General features: G+C 65.6%; 15 protein-coding genes. 8 read left to right on the top strand and 7 right to left on the bottom strand.

Going from position 1 to position 21,150, the window contains the following annotated elements; translation table 11 throughout:
* The first annotated feature begins 290 nt into the window (after positions 1–290).
* Both F4827_RS18405 and F4827_RS18400 read left to right on the top strand, forming a co-directional pair.
* Positions 291–2,162 (top strand): autotransporter assembly complex protein TamA, encoded by a 1,872-nt coding sequence (locus F4827_RS18405; RefSeq protein ID WP_409258810.1) that lies wholly within the window; start codon positions 291–293, stop codon positions 2,160–2,162.
* A gap of 64 nt (positions 2,163–2,226) precedes the next feature.
* Positions 2,227–6,666: a translocation/assembly module TamB domain-containing protein gene (locus F4827_RS18400; RefSeq protein ID WP_183725678.1), complete on the top strand. Its 4,440-nt coding sequence runs from the start codon at positions 2,227–2,229 to the stop codon at positions 6,664–6,666.
* A gap of 83 nt (positions 6,667–6,749) precedes the next feature.
* Here the strand turns inward: F4827_RS18400 and metG are convergent, their stop codons facing one another.
* Together metG and F4827_RS18390 are read right to left on the bottom strand one after the other, a co-directional pair.
* On the bottom strand, positions 6,750–8,897 hold the full coding sequence (gene metG, locus F4827_RS18395) for a methionine--tRNA ligase (protein WP_183725676.1): 2,148 nt from the start codon (positions 8,895–8,897) through the stop codon (positions 6,750–6,752).
* Positions 8,898–9,268: 371 nt separating this feature from the next.
* Positions 9,269–9,919: an OmpA family protein gene (locus tag F4827_RS18390; protein ID WP_183725674.1), complete on the bottom strand. Its 651-nt coding sequence runs from the start codon at positions 9,917–9,919 to the stop codon at positions 9,269–9,271.
* A gap of 281 nt (positions 9,920–10,200) precedes the next feature.
* Here F4827_RS18390 and apbC point away from each other — a divergent pair, with 281 nt between their 5' ends.
* From apbC to F4827_RS18365, 5 genes are all read left to right on the top strand, one after another.
* Complete coding sequence (apbC, locus tag F4827_RS18385) at positions 10,201–11,289, top strand: iron-sulfur cluster carrier protein ApbC (protein ID WP_183725672.1); 1,089 nt, start codon at positions 10,201–10,203, stop codon at positions 11,287–11,289.
* Between the two features lie 221 nt (positions 11,290–11,510).
* Positions 11,511–12,047, top strand: a complete 537-nt coding sequence (locus tag F4827_RS18380) for a superoxide dismutase family protein (RefSeq protein ID WP_183725670.1) — start codon at positions 11,511–11,513, stop codon at positions 12,045–12,047.
* 252 nt (positions 12,048–12,299) lie between these two features.
* Positions 12,300–12,869 carry a dCTP deaminase gene (gene dcd / locus F4827_RS18375; RefSeq protein ID WP_027816608.1) on the top strand — a complete coding sequence of 190 codons (570 nt, stop codon included), beginning with the start codon at positions 12,300–12,302 and terminating at the stop codon, positions 12,867–12,869.
* Between the two features lie 89 nt (positions 12,870–12,958).
* Positions 12,959–15,238 (top strand): arginine/lysine/ornithine decarboxylase, encoded by a 2,280-nt coding sequence (locus F4827_RS18370; protein ID WP_183725668.1) that lies wholly within the window; start codon positions 12,959–12,961, stop codon positions 15,236–15,238.
* 17 nt (positions 15,239–15,255) lie between these two features.
* On the top strand, positions 15,256–15,981 hold the full coding sequence (locus tag F4827_RS18365; protein WP_183725666.1) for a lysozyme inhibitor LprI family protein: 726 nt from the start codon (positions 15,256–15,258) through the stop codon (positions 15,979–15,981).
* A gap of 87 nt (positions 15,982–16,068) precedes the next feature.
* Here the strand turns inward: F4827_RS18365 and F4827_RS18360 are convergent, their stop codons facing one another.
* From F4827_RS18360 to F4827_RS18350, 3 genes are all read right to left on the bottom strand, one after another.
* Positions 16,069–16,998, bottom strand: coding sequence for a bestrophin family protein (locus F4827_RS18360; protein WP_183725664.1), 930 nt, complete (start codon positions 16,996–16,998; stop codon positions 16,069–16,071).
* A gap of 220 nt (positions 16,999–17,218) precedes the next feature.
* Positions 17,219–18,625: an argininosuccinate lyase gene (argH, locus tag F4827_RS18355; RefSeq protein WP_183725662.1), complete on the bottom strand. Its 1,407-nt coding sequence runs from the start codon at positions 18,623–18,625 to the stop codon at positions 17,219–17,221.
* Between the two features lie 169 nt (positions 18,626–18,794).
* Positions 18,795–19,634 carry a helix-turn-helix transcriptional regulator gene (locus F4827_RS18350; RefSeq protein WP_183725660.1) on the bottom strand — a complete coding sequence of 280 codons (840 nt, stop codon included), beginning with the start codon at positions 19,632–19,634 and terminating at the stop codon, positions 18,795–18,797.
* A 112-nt stretch (positions 19,635–19,746) separates the two neighbouring features.
* On the opposite strand from F4827_RS18350, the gene F4827_RS18345 reads away from it, so the two are divergent.
* Positions 19,747–20,511 carry a class I SAM-dependent methyltransferase gene (locus F4827_RS18345; RefSeq protein ID WP_183725658.1) on the top strand — a complete coding sequence of 255 codons (765 nt, stop codon included), beginning with the start codon at positions 19,747–19,749 and terminating at the stop codon, positions 20,509–20,511.
* A 13-nt stretch (positions 20,512–20,524) separates the two neighbouring features.
* On the opposite strand, the gene F4827_RS18340 is transcribed toward F4827_RS18345, so the two are convergent.
* Positions 20,525–20,905, bottom strand: a complete 381-nt coding sequence (locus tag F4827_RS18340; RefSeq protein WP_183725656.1) for a type II toxin-antitoxin system VapC family toxin — start codon at positions 20,903–20,905, stop codon at positions 20,525–20,527.
* Entirely contained in the window at positions 20,902–21,108 is a 207-nt protein-coding gene (locus tag F4827_RS18335) for a type II toxin-antitoxin system VapB family antitoxin (protein WP_183725654.1), read from the bottom strand. The genes F4827_RS18340 and F4827_RS18335 overlap by 4 nt, the downstream gene beginning before the upstream one ends.
* Positions 21,109–21,150 lie beyond the last annotated feature (42 nt).

Below are 21,150 nucleotides of genomic sequence, written 5' to 3'. Positions count from 1 at the left end.
CGCATGCGCTGCGCGCGGAACATCCGCGCGGGCGATGCGTCGAAGCCGCGTTGCGGGCGGGCGCGGGGCCACATCGGCTGGCGCTCGCAGGCGTCTCGAAAATGCGTGCGGGTGTGCCGGTTCTGGCCGCAGTTGCAACCTGTTGCACACGTTTGCGCCTCCTCCTGGGGTTTTCACGCGCTGATGTGGTGAAATAATGCGTTTGCGCCGGTCCGGTCAGGGAACCGCACGGCAGTGGGGCGGCGCGCGTCGGGTACAACGAGAAGACAAACGAAAGCTGGAGGTCCTGTTTGGCGGGTAGGCTGATTGAAGCAGCACGCGTATGGCCGTTCGTGCGGCGCGTGAGCCATGCGTGGACAGGCCGCGCCGCGCGCTCCTCTGCGTGCATGGCCGCGTGGCTCGCCGCGGGATTCGCCTTCAGCCTGCTGGGCGCTGCGCCCGCGAGCGCCGCGCTCACCGACCTGCTGCCGTGGTCCCATGGCAAGACGTATTACGACGTCGATATCCAGGCCTCGCCGCGCGAACTGCGCAAGCTGCTCGAAGCGCATCTCGATATCGCGCGCTTCGCCAGACGCGAAGACATCAGCGACGACCAGTTCGAGTTTCTCGTTACCGCCACGCCGCAGCAGGTGCGTGATCTGGCGTCCACCGACGGCTATTTCACGCCGGTCGTGCGCACCGATGTCCACACCGACGAAAACGGCCGCCGCGTCGTGCACGTGATGGTCGATTCCGGGCCGCGCACGATGATTTCGTCGATTCAACTGGGTTTTGCGGGCCCCGTGCTGACCGAAGACCACGCGCAGGAAAACGCCACGCGCTTCGCGTTTTCGCTGCACGAAGGCGACGCCTTCACGCAATCCGACTGGGACGGCGCCAAGAACGCCGCGCTGCGCGCGCTGCAGTCGCGCCGCTATCTGGGCGCGAAGATCGTCCATTCGGAAGCGCGCGTCGATCCGCTCAAGCATGACGCGAAACTTTCTGTGACCTTCGACAGCGGCCCGACCTTCACGATGGGGCAGCTCGATATCTCCGGGCCGCGCCGGTATCCGGAAAAGATCGTCACCAATGTGAACCCGCTGTCGCCTGGCGAGATCTACGACCTCAACCGCGTGACCGAACTGCAACGCCAGCTGCAGAACACCCCGTACTACGCAAGCGTGGCCATCGACGTCGATGACAACACGCAAAAGCCGCTCAACACGCCCGTGCACGTGAAGGTGAGCGAGTACCCGTACAACAATTTCCGCGGCGGCGTGGGGTACTCGACCGACACCGGCGCGCACGTGCAGGGCTCGTACACCTATCTGGACACCTTTGGCGCGGCGTGGCCGTTCCAGGTCGCGGGGCGTCTGGACCAGATCCAGCAGTACGGGCAGATCCAGCTATCGATGCCGCCCGGGCCGCGCGCCTGGACCAATAGCGCGCTGGTTTCCTACACCACAACAGACGTATCCGACACCAACATCTATAGCCTGCGCATGGGCGTGCAGCGCACGCGCACCTCGCAGAACATCGACTACGCCTACTCGCTGCTCTACTACCAGGACCGGCTCACGCAGAACGCGGCGGGACCCACCACTAGCCGCGCGCTGGTGCCCTCGTGGTCCTGGACGCGCCGCAACGTGGACGATCCGCTGTTTCCGCGCTCGGGCAACCTGGTTCGCGTGGAAGCGGGCTTCGCGGTCAAGGGCGCGGCTGCGGACGCCACCTTCATGCGCGGCTATATGCGGGGCCAGCAATACCTGCCGATCGGGCGTAGCGACCTCGTGCTGTTCCGCGCGGAACTGGGCGGCGTGTTCACGTCGAGCAGTTCGTCGAACGTGCCCGCCTCGCTGCTGTTCCGCGCGGGCGGTTCGAACTCGGTGCGCGGTTATGGCTTCCAGAGCATCGGTAACGATGTCGACGGCTCGATCCTGCCGGCCAAATATCTCGTCACCGGATCAGCCGAGTATCAGCACTGGTTCAGCCACGACTGGGGCGGCGCGGCCTTCTTCGATGTGGGCACCGCCACCGATACCTGGGGCGAGAGAGTCTTTTATCCGGGCGCGGGCCTGGGCGCGCGCTGGCGCAGCCCCGTCGGCCCGGTCAACCTCGATCTGGCCTATGGCTTTCGCGAACGCAGAGTGCGGCCCTATCTGACGCTGGGAATCGCATTCTGATGATGAAGTCCGCTTCCGCTCCGTTCCTCCGCTTTGCCTCGTCGTCCCTATCGAGGGAGGCGGCATGAGCGTGCGCGACTGGCTGCGCTGCTGCGCCATTCCCGTGGCGACGTTCGCGGTGCCGCCGCAGGGCGAGGGCGCGCCATCGGCGCAAGGCGCAGACCCGCAAGCCGCGCCGCCTGCGCCGAGGCGCCGTGGCCGCACCTGGCTCAAAGCGCTCGTCTGGATCCTGGCGACGCTGTTGCTGATCGTCGCGCTGGTGGGCGGGGCGCTCTATGGCGCGCTGACTACCGAGCGCGGCACGGCCTGGGCGTGGCGCGCAGCGGTCAAGGTGCTGGGTGGCCAACTGGCGGGCACGCTCGATGGCGGAGCGCTTGCCACCGGCGTGCGCCTGCGCGACGTGAGCTGGCATGGCGCGGACGGCACGACTGCCGCAATCGACCGTGCGAGCGGCGAGTGGAAGCTGGAGATCAACCGGAAGCGGCCGTGGCGTTTCGTTGTGAGTTATCTGCACGTGGGCGATATCGACCTGCGAGTGGTGCCGTCGGGCGAGCCGTCTTCCTCGCCGCTGACGTTGCCCAGGGATCTGCGCCTGCCGCTCGCGCTCGACATTCGCGACGTGCATGTGAACAAGCTCACGCTGCATCAGGGCGCGACCGCCACCGAATTCTCGAACTTCTCGTTCCACGGCCGCAGCGACGGGCAGCATCACGAAGCCGCCGTCGAACAGCTCGATACGCCTTATGGCGCGGTGAGCGCCGAAGCGAAACTCGATGGCGTGCGGCCGTTCGCGCTCGCGGGCACGCTCGGCTATTCGGGCAAGGTCAACAACGAAGACGTGCAAGTGAACGCGAACCTCGGCGGCTCGCTGGAAGCACTGGGCGCGGATGTCACGGCGAGCGGCATGAAGCTCACCGGCCAGGCGCATCTGGAGGCTGCGCCGTTCGCGGCGGTGCCGCTCAAGCGCGCGACGCTGGCGTTCGATCACGTCAATCCGCAGGCCTTCGCGCCGGGCGCGCCGTTCGCCGATCTTGCGCTGCGCGCCGATCTGCAGCCCGCGCAAGCGGGCGTCAAACCGTTCGTGCCCGAGCCGCGGGCTGCGGTGGCGTCGGCTGCATCGGCTGCGTCCGTCGCGAAAGCGCAGGGCGCATCGGCAGGCGCGCGCGCCGATGCGCTCGCACCGGCGCCCGCATCGGGCCTCAAGTCCGCCAGTGAGAACCCCAATGCCGCGGACTTCACGGTCGCGGGCAGTGTCTCTATCGTCAACGCCAAACCTGGCGCGATCGACGCGCAATTGCTTCCGCTCATCGACGCCCGTACCGACGTCGTGCTCGACGCCCACACGCAGCGTCTTTCGAACCTCGACGTGCGGCTCGTGAAGAACGCGACTGTCACGGGCGGCGGCGTCATCAGCGGACGCAATGGCCGCTTCGATCTCAAGGTCGCGAACCTCGACCTCAACGCGCTGCAGGCGAGCGTGCGCCCGACTCAGCTCGCCGGGCCCATCACCGTGCGTCTGGCCGACGACGTGCAAAGCGTCACCCTCGATCTCGCCGATCCGAATTCCGCGCTGCGCGCCCAGGGCAAGATCACGCTGGACCCGGCCCGCATCGCCTTCAACGACGTGCGCGTGAGTTCGGGCGCGGGCCGCATCGATCTGTCGGGCGCGCTCAAGCACGACGCTAAATCGAGCTACAACCTCAAGGCCACGCTGACCAATTTCGATCCGCTTTCGCTGCTCTCGCAGGCGCCCAGCAAAAGCGCGGAACACCGGCCAGCAAGCGTGACGCCGCAGCCTTCTGGGCCGACCGAAGCGCGGCGCAAGGCGCAGGCCGATGCGCTCGATCCCAAACACAGTCTCGCGCTCAATCCGGCGGCGAATCCTGCGCTGAATCCGGCGCAATCGAGTGAACAGGCGGCCGCGCATAACGTCGCGCGCAATACGGTACAGCAGCCTGCGGGTGCGAAACCCGCACGCAAGCCCGCACGCAAGCCCGCTACCAAGGCCCCGGCGCGGCGCGTCGAAGCGCGCGTGAACGGCACGCTCACGGCCAGCGGCACACTCGCGCCGGAACTCACCGCCAAGGCCGAATTCAAGCTCGGTCCGAGCGTCTACGACAACCTGCCGCTCACCGGCGAAGGACTGATCCAGCTGGCGGGCATGCGCCTGCTGCCGAGTCGCGCGAATCTCTCGGTGGCCGGCAATACGGTGGATCTGCAAGGCAGCTTCGGCGCGCGCGGCGACCGCCTGCGCTTCAAGGTCGATGCGCCGCAGCTCGATCGGCTGGGTTTTGGCGTGGCGGGACAAGTTGCTGCGCATGGCGACCTGACCGGCACCATTGCGCACCCCGATGTCGCGCTCGACTACAAGGCCGATCACGTTGCGTTTGGCGAGAACCGCCTGGGCCATGCCGAAGGACACGCCGAACTGCACGACGGCGCGAACGGTGCGCTCGCTTTCACCGCCGACGCCAGCGGCATCGCGGCTGGCGGTGTGGAGATCGCCACGCTCACCGCGCGCCTGACCGGTACGCGGGCGAAACACGCGCTCACTGCGAGCGCGAAGGGCAAGGTGCAGGGCCAGGCGATCGACGTGCAGGTGGCGGCCAACGGCAAGCTCAGCGAAACGCGCGAAGGCACGCGCTGGGACGGCACCGTCACGCAGTTGCAGAACCGCGGCGCGCCGGACATCGATCTGCAAGCGCCGCTCGCCGTCAGCGCGGGACCGGGCAAGGTGACGCTTGGCGCGACGCGGCTTACGGCACTCGGCGCGACGCTCGACCTCAAGTCCTTCGATCTCGATCACGGCCGCATCCGCTCGGCGGGTTCGCTCACGACCGTGTCGCTCGCTCGCATCCTGCAGTTCCAGCAGCAGCTCACGGGCAAACCGTCCAGTCTCAAGACCGATCTCGTGTTCGATGGCGACTGGGACTTTTCGGTCGGGCCGACGGCCAGCGGTTATATCCAGCTCAAGCGCCGCTCGGGCGACATCACTGCGGAAATCGGCCGCGGGCTCGCTTCGGTTGGCATTGGCGATCTGAGCGCGCGCGCGGCCTTCAGCGGCGGCAATCGCCTCGCGCTCACGGCGCACGCGCAGGCCAGCCGCGTGGGCGTGATCGACATCGACGCCAATACGGCGCTCACGCCGCGCGACGGTATGCTCACGCTCGGCGACGAAGCGCCGCTGGGCGGCACCATCAAGGCCGATGTGCCTTCGCTCAAGACCACGGGCGGGCTGCTTGGACCGAGCTATCTGCTCGACGGCCACTTCGCGCTGCAACTCGCGCTGGGCGGCACGGTCGCGAAACCCAATCTCTCGGGTTCGCTGATTGGCGATGGACTTTCCGCGACGCTCGTCGATCAGGGGCTGCAACTCAAGGACGGCGTGGTGCGCGTGATGCTGTCGAAGAATCTGGTCGACTTCCAGCAGGTGGAGTTCCACGGCGGCGACGGCACGCTGCGCGCCACCGGCCGTGTGCGTCTGGACAATGACGAGCCCGATCTCACCGCGAGCATCGTCGCCGACAAGCTCGAATTGTTCGCCGCGCCCGATCGTCATCTGTCGCTCTCGGGCAGCGCGAGCATCGCCAACGGCGGCAAGCTGGGCGGCATGCAGATCGACGGCAAGTTCACGGTCGACCGCGCGCTGTTCGACATGCCGGAATCGGCCGCGCCAGAACTGGGCGACGATGTCGTGATCGTGCGCCCGGACGGCACCACGCGCGGCGGTACGCCGCCGCCCGCGGTGCAGGCGCAGCAGGCGGCGGACAAGCCCGCGCCGCGTTTCGCGCCGCGCGCCAATATCGACATCAATCTGGGCCGCAATTTCCGCTTCCGCGGCATGGGCGCGGACCTGGGCCTCGCCGGCACGATCACGGCGATGAGCGCGCCCGATGTGCCGCTGCGCGCCGTGGGTAACGTGCGCGTGACCGAGGGCTCGACTTACACCGCGTTCGGCCGCAAGCTCAATATCGAAAACGGCTTCTTTACCTTCAACGGGCCGGTGGCCAATCCCGGCATCAACATTCTCGCGATGCGCCGCAACCAGCAGGTGGAGGCGGGCGTGCAGGTGGTTGGCACGGTGCAGGCGCCGGTGGCGAAGCTGATCTCCGAACCCAATGTGCCCGATAACGAAAAGCTCTCGTGGCTGCTGTTCGGCCACGGCACGGACCAGGGCAATAACGTCGGCCAGCAGAGTGCAATGACGACGGCGCTGGCGCTGCTCGGCAGTGCGAGCGGCAAGCGCATCGCCCAGGAGGTGGGACTCGACGAATTCTCGATCGGACGCAGCGAAGTGGGTCTCACGGACCCGCAGGTGGTGATGCTCGCCAAGGCGATCAACGAATGGCTCGTGATCGGCTACGAGCAGGGCTTGCAATCGGCCTCGAACGCGGTCAAGGCCACGCTCAATCTGACGCGATACTGGTCGGTGACCGCCTATGGCGGCACGTTCTATGGCGCGGATATTCTCTATACGCGACGCTTCGACCGGATTCGCTGGTAGGAAGGCCGCCGCTCATCGAGCATAAAAAAAGCACACCCGTGGGTGTGCTTTTTTCGTTCGGCGGCGGCGCCTGATAACAGCGCTTAGCGCACGCGCATGCCCGGCTTCGCGCCGCTATGCGGTTCGAGGATATAGAGGCCCGGATCGGCCTTTTCATCCGCAGCCGAAGCCGCGAGCACCATGCCCTCCGACATGCCGAACTTCATCTTGCGCGGCGCGAGGTTCGCGACCATCACCGTCAGCTTGCCCTTGAGATCTTCCGGCTTGTAGGCCGAACGGATGCCCGAGAACACGTTGCGCGTCTTCTCTTCGCCCACGTCGAGCGTGAGTTGCAGCAGCTTGTCCGAGCCTTCGACGATATTGCAGTCGACGATCAGCGCCACGCGCAGGTCGATCTTCGCGAAGTCGTCGATGGAGATGACTTCCGGCGTTTCAGGTTCTGCGGCAGGCTTCTTCGCTTCCTTCGACGCCTTCGACTTCTTGTTGGCGTCGGCGGCAGCGGCGGGGGCGTCCGTGGCTTGCAGCGAGTCGCGGTTGGCGGCCAGCAACGCCTCGATCTGCTTCGGATCGACGCGCGTCATCAGATGCTTGTACGCGTTGATCGGCTGTTGCGAGGACAGCGCCTTTCCAGCATCGGCCCACGTGAGCGGCTCGATCGCAAGGAACTGCTCCACGCCTTGCGCCAGCTGCGGCAGCACCGGCTTGAGTGCGAGCGACAGCAGACGGAACGCTTCCAGGCTCACGCTGCACGATTCATGCAGCGCGGCCGCGTTGGCCGGATCTTTCGCCTGTTCCCACGGTTTGGCCGCATCGACGTAACCGTTGACCGCATCGGCCAGCTCCATCGTCGTGCGCAGCGCGCGGCTGTATTCGCGGGCTTCGTAGTTCGCGGCGATCTGCGGCACGGCGGCGCGCAGTTGTTCGAGCAGCGGATGCTTCATCGCGCTGTCCTGCACGCGGCCTTCGAAGCGCTTGATGAGGAAGCCCGCCGCGCGGCTGGCGATGTTGATGTACTTGCCCACCAGATCGCTGTTCACGCGCGCCTGGAAGTCTTCGAGGTTCAGGTCGAGGTCTTCCATCGTGCTGTTGAGCTTCGCGGCGAAGTAATAGCGCAGCCATTCCGGGTTCAGGCCCGTCGTGATGTAGCTTTCCGCCGTGATGAAGGTGCCGCGCGACTTCGACATTTTCGCGCCGTCCACCGTCAGGAAGCCGTGGGCGAACACGTTCGTGGGCGTGCGATGGCCCGAGAATTCGAGCATCGCCGGCCAGAACAGCGTGTGGAAGTACAGGATGTCCTTGCCGATGAAGTGGTACTGCTCCGTCTTCGAGCCAGGTTTGACCCACTCTTCGAAGTTCAGGCCGCGCTTCTCGCACAGGTTCTTGAAGCTCGCGTAGTAGCCGACCGGCGCGTCGAGCCATACGTAGAAGTACTTGCCCGGCGCGCCCGGGATTTCAAAGCCGAAGTAGGGCGCATCGCGCGAGATGTCCCAGTCGGCGAGCTTCGATTCGCCCGCGTCGCCCAGCCACTCGCGCATCTTGTTGGTGGCTTCCGGTTGGGCGAGACCGGCCACCCAGCCGCGCAGGAATTCTTCGCAGCGCGGGTCGGACAGACGGAAGAAGTAGTGCGTCGAGGTCTTGCGGATAGGCGTTGCGCCCGAAACCACCGAGTACGGATTCTTCAGGTCGGTGGGCGCATAGGTCGAGCCGCACACTTCGCAGCTGTCGCCATATTGGTCCTTCGCGCCGCACTTCGGGCATTCGCCCTTGATGAAGCGGTCCGGCAGGAACATGTTCTTGACCGGATCGTAGGCCTGCTCGATATCGCGCGTTTCGATGAAACCCGCTTCCTTGAGCGCCAGATACACCGATTCCGAGAGCACGCGGTTCTCGTCCGAATCGGTGGAGTAGTAGTTGTCGAAGAACACGCCGAAGCTGTCGAAATCGCGCTTGTGTTCCTGCCAGACGCGCGCGATCAGCTGCTGCGGCGTGAGGCCTTCCTTCTCGGCGCGCAGCATGACGGGCGTGCCGTGCGTGTCGTCGGCACCGACGTAGTAGACCTCGTGCCCATGCATTCGATGCGCGCGGACCCAGATGTCCGTCTGGATGTACTCGACCAGATGGCCGATGTGGATCTGGCCGTTCGCATACGGCAGAGCAGACGTGACGAGAATCTGGCGGCCGCTCTGGACGCTGGAGGCGCCGGCGGCGAGGTCGGTGGCGGGTGCTGACATAAGTGGCTGGACGTCCGATGTTGCGGGGAAACCGCGATTTTAGCAGGGCGGGCGCGCGACGCGGCTGGGCCCCGGCGCGGCGCGGTGCAGAAAACGCGGGCAAAAAAAACCGGGGCAGGATGGCCCCGGAGCAACAACGACAAGAGGAGAATGGTGACGCGGCGGCATGACCGCACACGTACCGTAAAGACAGACAGCGCTATTTCGCGAGAGTTCGAAAATTTTTTCACATTGCCGGAACGGCGTTGCAGCGGCCTTCCCGGCCGCGTCCGGTGGCTCGAAATGCAAAACGGGACGACTTTTCAGCCGTCCCGTTTGTTGTGTCGCTATTTATCCGGCGGCCTTCAGAGAACCGCCGGACGCGAAGCGCATTACTGCTGATGCTGTGCCGTGGCGCGCAGATAGATTTCCACGCGGCGGTTGGCCGTGCGGCCGGCTTCGGTGCTGTTGTCGGCGATCGGTTGCGTGTCGCCGCGACCTTCGGCGGCCATGCGCTGCATCTGGATGCCGCGGCCTGCCAGGTAGTTCACCACGCTTTGCGCGCGGTTGACCGACAGCGTCTGGTTGTACGCCGGCTGGCCGGTGTTATCCGTATGGCCCACCACCTGCGCGACCACTTCCGGGTTCTGCTGCAGCGTCTGCGCAACCTGGTCGAGCACCGGTGCGAACGACGGCTTGATCGCGTAGCTGTTGGTGTCGAACGTCACGTTGCTCGGGATGTTGAGCTTGAGCGAGCCGTCCGGCTGCTCGGTGATCTGCGTGCCGGTGCCCTTGGTCGCGCCCGACAGCTTGTTGTGAATGGCTTGCCAGTTGTAGCCGGTGATGCCGCCCACCAGCGCGCCGGCGCCCGCGCCGATCGCCGCGCCCTTGCCGCCGCCGAAGATCGCGCCGATCGCCGCGCCCGTGCCAGCGCCGACGCCGGTGCCCACGGCCGTGTTGGTGCCCTGCTGGGTCGCGCAGCCGGCGACGAGCGCGCCGGCGACAGCGAAGACGGACAGACGGGTCAAGATTCTTGTGTTCATTTTCAATCCTCTCTTGAGTGAAACGGGAAGGCTGCACTGTGCCGGCCGCCGGCCCCGACTGGGTTCAGGGTCATAGGACGGCGCGCGGCGGCAGCTACTACAATGACGGCTTGAGCGCTTGCAAAAGCGCTAGCCTGGCGCGAAAAGACTGCTGCCGCGAAGCGTGCCCTGCCGCAGGAATTTGCGCAATCCAGCTTAACAATTTCTTTCGATTTACGGCGTCTAAGCGGCACCCCACGGGCCGTTCGGGGCGCCGGGTCGTTTATCCCCACGGAGTTTCAATGAGCATTGATCGGGCATTGGTGGACGCCGCCCTGGCGGCCCTCGCGGATCCGAACACGGGCCGTCCCTACACGACGGCCAAGGGCGTGCGCAACGTCGCGATCGACGGCGAAACGGTCGACGTCGAGATCGTGCTCGGCTATCCCGCGAAGAGCCAGTACGAGGCGATCCGCGCCCAGGTCGCGGCCGCGCTCGCTGCCGTTCCCGGCGTGCAGGCGAGCCGCGTGACGGTGCGCCATGAAGTGACCGCTCACACGGTGCAGCGCGGCGTGAAGCTGCTGCCGAACGTGAAGAACATCGTGGCCGTGGCCTCGGGCAAGGGCGGTGTCGGTAAGAGCACGACCGCCGTGAACCTGGCGCTTGCGCTGGCCGCCGAAGGCGCGTCGGTGGGCGTGCTCGACGCCGACATCTACGGCCCGTCGTTGCCGATGATGCTGGGCATCGAGGGCCGCCCCGAGTCGCCCGACGGCCAGTCGATGAACCCGCTCGAAGGCCATGGCGTGCAGGCCAACTCGATCGGTTTCCTGGTCGACCAGGATAACCCGATGGTCTGGCGCGGCCCGATGGCCACCTCGGCGCTCGAACAGCTGCTGCGGCAGACGAACTGGCGCGAGCTCGACTATCTGGTGGTGGACATGCCGCCGGGCACCGGCGACATCCAGCTCACGCTCTCGCAGCGCGTGCCGGTCACGGGCGCCGTGATCGTGACGACGCCGCAGGACATCGCGCTGCTCGACGCGAAGAAAGGTCTGAAGATGTTCGAGAAGGTGGGCATCCCGATTCTCGGCATCGTGGAAAACATGGCCGTGCACGTCTGCACGAACTGCGGTCATGCCGAGCACATCTTCGGCGCGGGCGGCGGGGAGCGCATGGGCAAGGAATACGGCGTCGAGGTGCTGGGCAGCCTGCCGCTCGATATCTCGATTCGCCAACAGGCCGATTCGGGTGCGCCGACGGTGGTGGCCGCGCCCGATAGTCCCGTCGCGCAAACCTACAAGGCGATCGCTCGGCGCGTGGCGATCCAGATCGCCGAACGTTCGCGCGACATGAGTTCGAAATTCCCGACCATCGTGGTGCAGAACACCTGAGCACCTGAGCGCATTCGCGTATCTCAGCTGTTTTCAAGGCACGCCGCGTGCGCCTTGCATGACAAGGCCCGCGGCGTGCGCGTCTGCGCGCATGACGGGCTGTTCAAGGCCTCGGAAGGCCACCGAAGGCCCGCGACGGCGCGCGTGCGCGGTATCATGTTGGATTCATGGGTCCGGATCGACAGCCGCAAGGGGCGGGCGTGCGCCGGCAAGAGGAACGCATGGTTAAAGGAAACGACAGGCAGGCGGGGAATGCAGTCCTGGTGGCCGTGGTTGCGTGCATGCTGCTGGGCGGCTGCACGAGCTTCATGGGCCAGCAGGACAAGCGTGCGGGCACGCAGTTGCAGCCCACCGTCGGCAATCTGGTGCGCGGCACCGTGTCGTTCGTCGAACACTCTGACGGCGTGCAGGTGAGCTACAACCTCGCCGGCCTGCCGCCCGATTCCGACCATGCCCTGCAGATCCACGAGCGCGGCGACTGCAACGCCACCGACGCCTCCAGCGCCGGCCCGGTCTTCGCGCCCGCTGCTGAACGTCTGAAGCCCGGGGCGCGGGTTGCCGGCGACCTCGGCAATATTCATGCGGACTCCAACGGCGTGGCCACCGGCTTTCTGGTTGCGACCGACGTGTCGCTCGACGGCGTGCGCTCGGTGCTCCAGCGCGCGGTGATCGTGCATCACGACGCCATCGATCCTTACGCCTATCCGCAACGCGGCACCGGCGCGGCGCTGGCGTGCGGCGTGGTCAAGGTGCAATGAGCGGATGCCATGAGCAACGCGCAACGTACAGCGGGAAGCGCCTGTAAGCCGCCTGCAAAACGTCTCGAACGTGCCCGAAACCCCCGCTAAAGCGTCATGGCGGCGCATTCGAAGCGCACTTCCAGGCACACAGACTCACATCGCGTAAAATAGTCGCCTTTCGCAAGGCAACGCCACGGCCAGAGGGCCTCGGGCGGGTTTTGCGAGCCTTCTTCTTTTTTGTTCCCCGTTTTTTCTGGACCGTAGCGAAACATGGCAATCAAATCCGACAAGTGGATCCGGCGCATGGCCGAAGAGCAGAACATGATCGAGCCGTTCGCACGCGACCAGGTCCGCATGTCGGAAGACGGCCGCAAGATCGTGAGCTACGGCACCTCCAGCTACGGCTACGACATCCGCTGCGCCGACGAATTCAAGATCTTCACGAACATCAACTCGACCATCGTCGATCCGAAGAATTTCGACGAAAAGTCGTTCGTGGACTTCAAGGGCGACGTCTGCATCATCCCGCCCAATTCCTTCGCGCTCGCGCGTACGGTCGAGTATTTCCGCATTCCGCGCAGCGTCCTGACGGTGTGTCTGGGCAAGTCCACCTATGCGCGCTGCGGCATCATCGTGAACGTCACGCCGTTCGAACCCGAGTGGGAAGGCTACGTCACGCTCGAATTCTCGAATACGACACCTTTGCCTGCCAAAATCTACGCGAACGAAGGCGTCGCTCAAGTTCTCTTCTTCGAGAGCGACGAGGTCTGCGAAGTGTCTTACGCCGATCGCGGCGGCAAGTATCAAGGCCAGCACGGCGTTACCTTGCCCAAGACCTGACGTTCGAGCGCACTTAACCCACCGGATTTACGACATACGGGGACCGCTGCGCGTTACATGCAGCGGTCGTTTCATTTGGAGAATCGCCCATGAAGTTTCGTTTTCCCGTCGTCATCATCGACGAAGACTTTCGCTCCGAGAACATCTCGGGTTCCGGCATCCGCGCTCTCGCCGAAGCCATCGAGAAAGAGGGCGCGGAAGTCCTCGGGCTGACGAGCTACGGCGACCTCACCTCGTTCGCGCAGCAGTCGAGCCGCGCCGCGTGCTTCATCCTGTCGATCGACGACGACGAGCTGCTGCCCTACGTGGAAGGCTCGGACGGCGAAGCGCCGGAGCACGCACCCGCGATCGTCGCGCTGCGCGCCTTCATGGAAGCGGTGCGCAAGCGCAACGCCGACATCCCCATTTTCCTGTACGGCGAAACGCGCACCTCGCGCCATCTGCCCAACGACATCCTGCGCGAGCTGCACGGCTTCATTCACATGTTCGAGGACACGCCGGAGTTCGTCGCGCGCCACGTGATCCGCGAGGCAAAGGTGTATCTGGACGCGCTGTCGCCGCCGTTCTTCAAGGAGCTGGTCAAGTACGCCGACGAAGGCTCGTACTCGTGGCACTGCCCGGGTCACTCGGGCGGCGTGGCGTTCCTGAAGAACCCGCTTGGTCAGATGTTCCACCAGTTCTTCGGCGAAAACATGCTGCGCGCGGACGTCTGCAACGCCGTGGAAGAACTCGGCCAGCTGCTCGACCACACCGGCCCGGTTGCGGCGTCGGAGCGCAACGCCGCGCGCATTTTCAGCGCGGACCACGTGTTCTTCGTGACCAACGGCACCTCCACGTCGAACAAGATTGTCTGGCACGCAACGGTCGCGCCGGGCGACATCGTGCTGGTGGACCGTAACTGCCACAAGTCGATCCTGCACGCGATCACGATGACGGGCGCGATTCCCGTGTTCCTCAAGCCCACGCGCAACAACTTCGGCATCATCGGCCCGATCCCGCGCGACGAGTTCAAGCCGGAAAACATCCGCAAGAAGATCGAGGCGAATCCGTTCGCCCGTGAAGCGCTGGCTAAGAACCCCAACGTCAAGCCGCGCATCCTGACGATCACGCAGAGCACCTATGACGGCGTCGTCTACAACGTCGAGATGATCAAGGATCTGCTCGGCGACATGCTCGACACGCTGCACTTCGACGAAGCGTGGCTGCCGCACGCCGAATTCCACGAGTTCTACCAGGACATGCACGCGATCGGCGCGGGCCGTCCGCGCACCAAGGCGCTGGTGTTCGCGACGCACTCCACGCACAAGCTGCTGGCCGGCATCTCGCAGGCTTCGCAGATCGTCGTGCAGGACTCCGAAGACAGCGCGTTCGACCGCCATCGTTTCAACGAAGCCTATCTGATGCACACGTCCACCTCGCCGCAATACGCGATCATCGCGTCGTGCGACGTGGCCGCCGCCATGATGGAAGCGCCGGGCGGCCCGGCGCTGGTCGAAGAGTCGATCGCCGAAGCGCTCGACTTCCGCCGCGCCATGCGCAAGGTGGACGCCGAATACGGCGACGACTGGTTCTTCCAGGTCTGGGGTCCGGACGATCTGGCCGAGGAAGGCATCGGCTCGCGCGAGGACTGGATCCTGCGCCCGAACGACCACTGGCACGGCTTCGGTGCGCTGGCCGAAGGCTTCAACATGCTGGACCCGATCAAGGCGACCATCGTCACGCCGGGTCTGGACGTGGACGGCGAATTCGGCGAAACCGGCATTCCGGCCGCGATCGTCACGAAGTACCTGGCCGAGCACGGCATCATCGTCGAGAAGACCGGTCTGTACTCGTTCTTCATCATGTTCACGATCGGCATCACCAAGGGCCGCTGGAACTCGATGGTCACGGAACTCCAGCAGTTCAAGGACGACTACGACAATAACCAGCCGCTGTGGCGCGTGCTGCCCGAGTTCGTCGCGCAACATCCGATGTACGAGCGCGTGGGCCTGCGCGATCTGTGCCAGCAGATCCACAGCGTCTATCGCGCCAACGACATCGCGCGTCTGACGACCGAGATGTATCTGTCGACGATGGAACCGGCGATGAAGCCGTCCGACGCCTTCGCCAAGCTCGCGCACCGCGAGATCGATCGAGTGGCCATCGACGAACTCGAAGGCCGCGTCACGTCGATCCTGCTCACGCCGTACCCGCCGGGCATTCCGCTGCTGATTCCGGGCGAGCGCTTCAACAAGACGATCGTGAACTACCTCAAGTTCGCGCGCGAATTCAACGAGCGCTTCCCGGGCTTCCACACCGACATCCACGGACTCGTGGGCGAGACCATCAACGGCCGCATCGAGTACTTCGTGGATTGCGTGCGGGCCTGAAGCGGGAGGCGCGCGGCATGACGGTGCGGTTTCTGCGGGGTTCGGTGCAAGAGTCGTTGCATTCGCTGGTGAAGGCGGGATCGGTGGCGGCGGCGCTGTGGGTGGTGCTGGCGTCGCCGCTTGCGCACGCTGAAGTGTCGGCGGCCGATCCGATCGATGCGGGCATGCGCGCGTGTCTTGCGCGCGCCGATCGTTCCTCGACGGCGGGCCAGGTTCAGTGCATGGACGAGGCGCGTTCAGCCTGGCGCGCCGCCGCCGATGCCGCGCTCGCGCAGATGGTCGCGAGGCTGCCGGCGGCGCAGCAAAAGCGCTGGAAGGCGAGCCAGCAGAAGTGGGTCGCCTGGCGCGACGCCGAAGATACGATGCTGGGCGCGGCGTTCGCCACCTCCAGCGGCTCGTCGTATCAGCTTTACGAGGCCGATATGCGCCTGCAGCCCGTGCGCGATCGGGCGCTCGCGCTGCGCGCGTCGCTCGCCACGACCACAGGCAGGCCCGTGCGTGCGCGCGCCTGCAGTGCCGATGCCCGCTGCGAGCACGTGAGCTACGACCTGAACCGCTACTATCGGCAGCTATACGCGCGCATGCCGCAACACGCGCGGCCTGCGGTGGCGCGCGCGCAGAGCGCGTGGCGCGCCTACCGCGACGCGACCACGCCGCTCATCGACGAACATGCGCGGCTCGATCTGCTGGGCGCGCGACTGGCGACGCTCAAGCGTCTGTCGGAGACGGTGAATAATCGCTGAGCCGCTGTGAAACCTCATGCAAAAACGGGCGTGAATCCTTGCGATTCACGCCCGTTTTGTTTGGCGGTTTAGTTTTTCGGGCCGCGGCTAGTCGATGACGAAATCGTCGGGCGCATGAGTAGGCAGCGTCGTCGGATCGCCCAGCAGGTCGTGCAAGGCGGCCTCGATATAGATGGACATGGCGCTGAGCGCAAGGTCGTTGTCCTCGGTGCCGAACGGATCTTCGATCTGCGAAGCAATGGCTTCGTGCGCCATGAACGCATAGGCGACGAACACCGCGAAGATCGGCGTCAGCGCGCCGATGCTGTCCACCAGACCGAACGGCAGCAGCGCGCAGAAGAAGTACACCGTGCGGTGAATCATCACCGTGTAGGCGAAGGGTAGCGGCGTCGACGCGATGCGCTCGCAGCCGCCGATCACATCGGATAAACCGTTCAGATTGCGTTCGAAGGCGAGCACCGCGAAACCGTCGAGGCGGCCTTCGCGCGTTTCGTTGCGCACCCACTCGGAGGCGCAAAGCAGCAAGGTCATGGGCCTGAAGCGCGAGGCCATCACGCGCGCGAGCAAAGCGGGCGGCAGCAGCCGTTCGAGATCGGCTTGCGGGTCGGTGTGGCGCAATTGATGGCGCAAGGCGTGCGGCAGCGCGCTGAGCACGGTGACGAAGGCGCGTGCGCGCGCGATGGAGCCGGTGGCATCGCCGCCGTTGGTCAGCGTCAGGGCCTCGCGCGTGAGCGAGCGCGTTTCGTTGAGCAACTGGCCCCAGAGCTTGCGGCCTTCCCAGTAGCGGTCGTAGCTGGCGTTATTGCGAAAGCCGAGAAAAACGGCCAGCGCGATGCCGATCAGCGAAAACGGCACGGTACTCAGATTGACCGTCACGCGCAGGATGTGATCGTGCGCGGCCACGGCGACGAACGACAGGCACAGCACGATAAAGAGGCGTGGCAACAGTTGCGGCAACACGGAGCCGCGCCACGCCAGCAGCATGCGGAACCATTCGAGATGAGGGCGGACGATCATGAGTGCGAGCAGGTCGAGTCAGACGGGCAACCCTGCAACGATACGATGCCGTGGGCTGCTTCTGCAAAAAATCATAGCCGCCGCCGCACCCGCAGCAGGCGCACACTTCGCCCAATCTGGGGCGGGCACAGCGCCACGCCATGATGCGCGGATAGAAAAGCGGGGCGCGCCACGGTGATCGTCGCGCGCCCCGCTTTCAGGCATGTCCGCCGCTGAAGGCTTACTTCAGCGCCGCACGCGCCGCTGCCACAGCAGCGCGAACCTGTTCCGGTGCGGTGCCGCCCGGATGGTTACGCGCCGACACCGAGCCCTCCAGCGTCAACACTTCAAACACGTCTTCGGCGAGCAGATGCGCCACGGCCGGCAGTTCGCCGCGCATTTCATCGAGCGTCAGATCGGCCAGATCGCAGTTGCGGTCCACGCAGATACGCACGGCGTGCGCCACGGCTTCGTGGGCGTCGCGGAACGGCAGGCCCTTCTTCACGAGGTAGTCGGCCAGATCGGTGGCCGTCGAGAAGCCTTGCAGCGCGGCGGCGCGCATCGCATCGGCCTTGACCGTGATGCCCGCGACCATCTCCGCGAAAATGCGCAGCGTGTCCGCGACCGTATCGACGGTATCGAACAGCGGCTCCTTGTCTTCCTGGTTGTCCTTGTTGTACGCGAGCGGCTGGCCCTTCATCAGCGTGAGCAGGCCGATCAGATGGCCGTTCACGCGGCCGGTCTTGCCGCGCGCGAGTTCGGGCACGTCCGGGTTCTTCTTCTGCGGCATGATCGACGAGCCGGTGCAGAAGCGGTCGGCGATATCGATGAAACCGACGCGCGGGCTCACCCACAGCACCAGCTCTTCCGAGAAGCGCGACACGTGCGTCATGACCAGCGCCGCCGCCGCGGTGAATTCGATCGCGAAGTCGCGGTCGGACACGGCGTCGAGCGAGTTCGCGCAGATGCCGTCGAAGCCCAGCGTCTTCGCCACGGCATGACGGTCGATCGGGTAGCTGGTGCCCGCGAGCGCGGCCGCGCCCAGCGGCAGACGGTTCACGCGCTTGCGGCAGTCGATCATGCGCTCGGCGTCGCGCGAGAACATTTCGACGTAGGCGAGCAGGTGGTGGCCGAAGGTGACCGGCTGCGCCACCTGCAGGTGCGTGAAGCCCGGCATGATGGTGCCCGCGTGCTGCTCGGCGAGGTCGAGCAGCGCGCCGCGCAGATCGCCCAGCAGGCCGCCGATGCGGTCGATTTCGCCGCGCAGCCACAGACGGATGTCGGTCGCGACCTGGTCGTTGCGCGAGCGGCCAGTGTGCAGGCGCTTGCCGGCGTCGCCGATCAGCGCGGTCAGGCGCGCTTCGATGTTCAGGTGTACGTCTTCGAGGTCGAGCTTCCATTCGAACTCGCCGCGCTCGATCTCGCCCTTGATTTGCGCCATGCCGCCCTGAATGGCGGCGAGGTCGTCGGCGGAGATGATTTTCTGCGCGGCCAGCATCGACGCGTGCGCAAGCGACCCTTCGATGTCGACCAGCGCAAGGCGCTTATCGAAGAAGACCGACGACGTATAGCGTTTGACCAGCTCCGACATGGGCTCGGAGAAGCGAGCCGACCAGGCTTCGCCTTTTTTGTGCAGTTGGGACGTCATGGTGATGGGGCTTGAGCGAACGGTGAGAAAGCGTGCCGCGCGGCAGGGCGCTTCAGGGTGCATTCGGAGTGCATTCGAAGTGCGCTCCAGCGCCGCGCGCAGCGGGAAAGTTAGCGATTTTAACATCGGCGCGCGCCGTGCCCGAGGCGCCCGGCGCGGCGGGTCTCGCTTACAGGCGCACCAGCACGACCAGCTTGAGGTCTTCGCGATGCGCGGGCTTGAGCGTGATCTGGTCGTAGGCGATGCGGCCGTGGCGCGGATGGTTGAATTCGCGCCGCCCGCCCTCGCGCTCGAACACATCCTGCGAGCCCCAATAGCGCGCGAATTCGTCGCTGGTGGCCAGCAGCGAATCGATCAGCGCGCGGGTGGGCGCGTCGTTCAGATGACGGATCGAATCGGCGCGGAATTCGGCGGCCAGACGCCGCGCGCGCGTCTCCCAATCGACGATCAATGCGCGCCCGAGCGGCTGCGTGAAGGTGAAACGCAGCAGATTGCGGTCGTGCTCGCCGTCGAGCCAGCCGGTGAAGAGATCCGCTGCATGGGCGTTCCACGCGAGCGCGCTCCACTGGCGGTCGAGCACGTAGGCGGGCGCCTCGATCAGCTCCACGGTCTGCAGCAGCGTTTCGGGCGCCGCGCCCGCGCCCGGGGCGTCGGGCTCGGCGGGGTCGCGTTGCGCGGCCAGTTCGAACAGATAAGCGCGTTCGGCGCGCGACAGGCGCAACGCCGCGGCGATGCGCGCGAGCGCCTCCGCCGACGCCGACACTGGCCGACCCTGTTCGATCCACGTGTACCAGGTGGGACTCACGCCGCACAGCTGTGCGACTTCCTCGCGGCGCAAGCCAGGCGTGCGGCGGCGAGGGCCCGGCGGCAAACCGACCTCCTCGGGCGAGAGCCGCTCGCGATGGGCGCGGATAAATTCGCCGAGCGCGCGCGCGGGCGTGGCTTCGAGGGTTCTGGCGGAACCGCTTGCCGGGGAAGCGGGCGACGCTGCGGGGCTATCGATGCTCATAAGACTGGGACAGGTGCTGTTGATACCAGAATAAACGCTTAACTTGTACTGGTACAGATGGGGCTCTATTGTAGCGGCACGCCGTCCAATTCCCCACAGACAGGAGCATGCGATGAAGCATCACGATCAGGTCGCCGACGCCTTCGGCTCGACCGCTGCCGCCTACCTCACCAGCCAGGTCCACGCGAGCGGCGCGGATCTGGACAAGCTCGCCGCCACCTTCGCAGCCACCTGCGGCAACGCGACGGTGCTGGATATGGGCTGCGGCGCGGGCCACGCGAGCTTCGCGGTCGCGCCGCACGTGAAGGAAGTGGTGGCTTACGACATCGCGCCGCAGATGCTTGCGACCGTCGAAGCCGCAGCGAAAGAGCGCGGCTTGAGCAGCGTGCGCACGCAGCAGGGCGCGGCCGAGGCCCTGCCGTTCGACGATGCGCGCTTTGACTGGGCGATCAGCCGCATGAGCGCGCACCACTGGCGCGAGGTGCCGCGCGCGCTCGCCGAAGTGCATCGCGTGCTCAAGCCGGGCGGGCGGCTCAGGTTCATCGATATCGCCGGTATCGACGATCCGCTTTACGACACGTATATCCAGGCGGTCGAAGTGCTGCGCGACGCTTCGCACATCCGCGACTATCGCGCCGACGAATGGATCGCGATGCTCGACCGCGCAGGGTTCGATGCGAAGGTGAGCGAGCGCTGGCGCATAGACATCGATTTCGATACGTGGGTGGCGCGCATGCGCACGCCGCCCGAGCGCGTGACGGCGATCCGCTCGTTGTGGGGAAGTGCGCCAGATGAGGTGAAGCAGTATTTCGACGTCAAGGCCGATGGCTCGTTCAAGCTCGATGCGCTGACGATCGAGGCGACGCGGCGGGGGTGAGGAGGAGGGCTGCTCAGTGCATCGGCGACGTATGCGCCACGTCGAATCGTCCTGCGAGCGACTGAAGGCGTTTGTCGAGCGTCCACAACTGCGCACCTGGCGTGATCAGGACCGAGCCGAGCAACATCAGGTCGATCAGCCCGCAGCCCAGCCCGTAAAGCTTTTCCCGGTCGATAAAGGCGACGACTTCTTGCAGGCTGATCTGGTTCGCCGCTTGCAGGAGGGCAATATCGCCAAGCGTGCGCTCGCGAGGAGCGGGCGGCGTGCCGCACGCCAGTTCCGCGACGACGAGCGGGTGGCTCAGCGCCAGATCCCATGCCATCAGTTCGACCAATTCAGCGTTGCGGTGCCGGAAATGGTCAACCCAAACCGACGAATCGACGAGTACGTTCATGCCATGTCCGGATCCACGCGGCGGCGCGGGACGTCGTTCATATCGGGGACGCTGCCGCCGAGCGCGGCGAGCCGCTTGGCGGCCTGAACACGCACGAAGGTTTTAATGGCTTCGCGAAAGAGGTCAGATTTGTCCATGCCGGGATCGGCCATTTCGAGCGCTTTTTCGTAAAGCGCGTCGTCCAGCGTGACGGTTGTTCGCATAAAGTCCTCCGTGATTCCCTATTTGATGCAATTGTGCATCAA

It is taken from the genome of Paraburkholderia bannensis (assembly GCF_014200455.1).
GTDB lineage: Bacteria > Pseudomonadota > Gammaproteobacteria > Burkholderiales > Burkholderiaceae > Paraburkholderia > Paraburkholderia bannensis_A.
The sequence above is the reverse complement of the archived record's forward strand: the minus strand, read 5'-3'. Positions and strand labels throughout refer to the sequence as shown.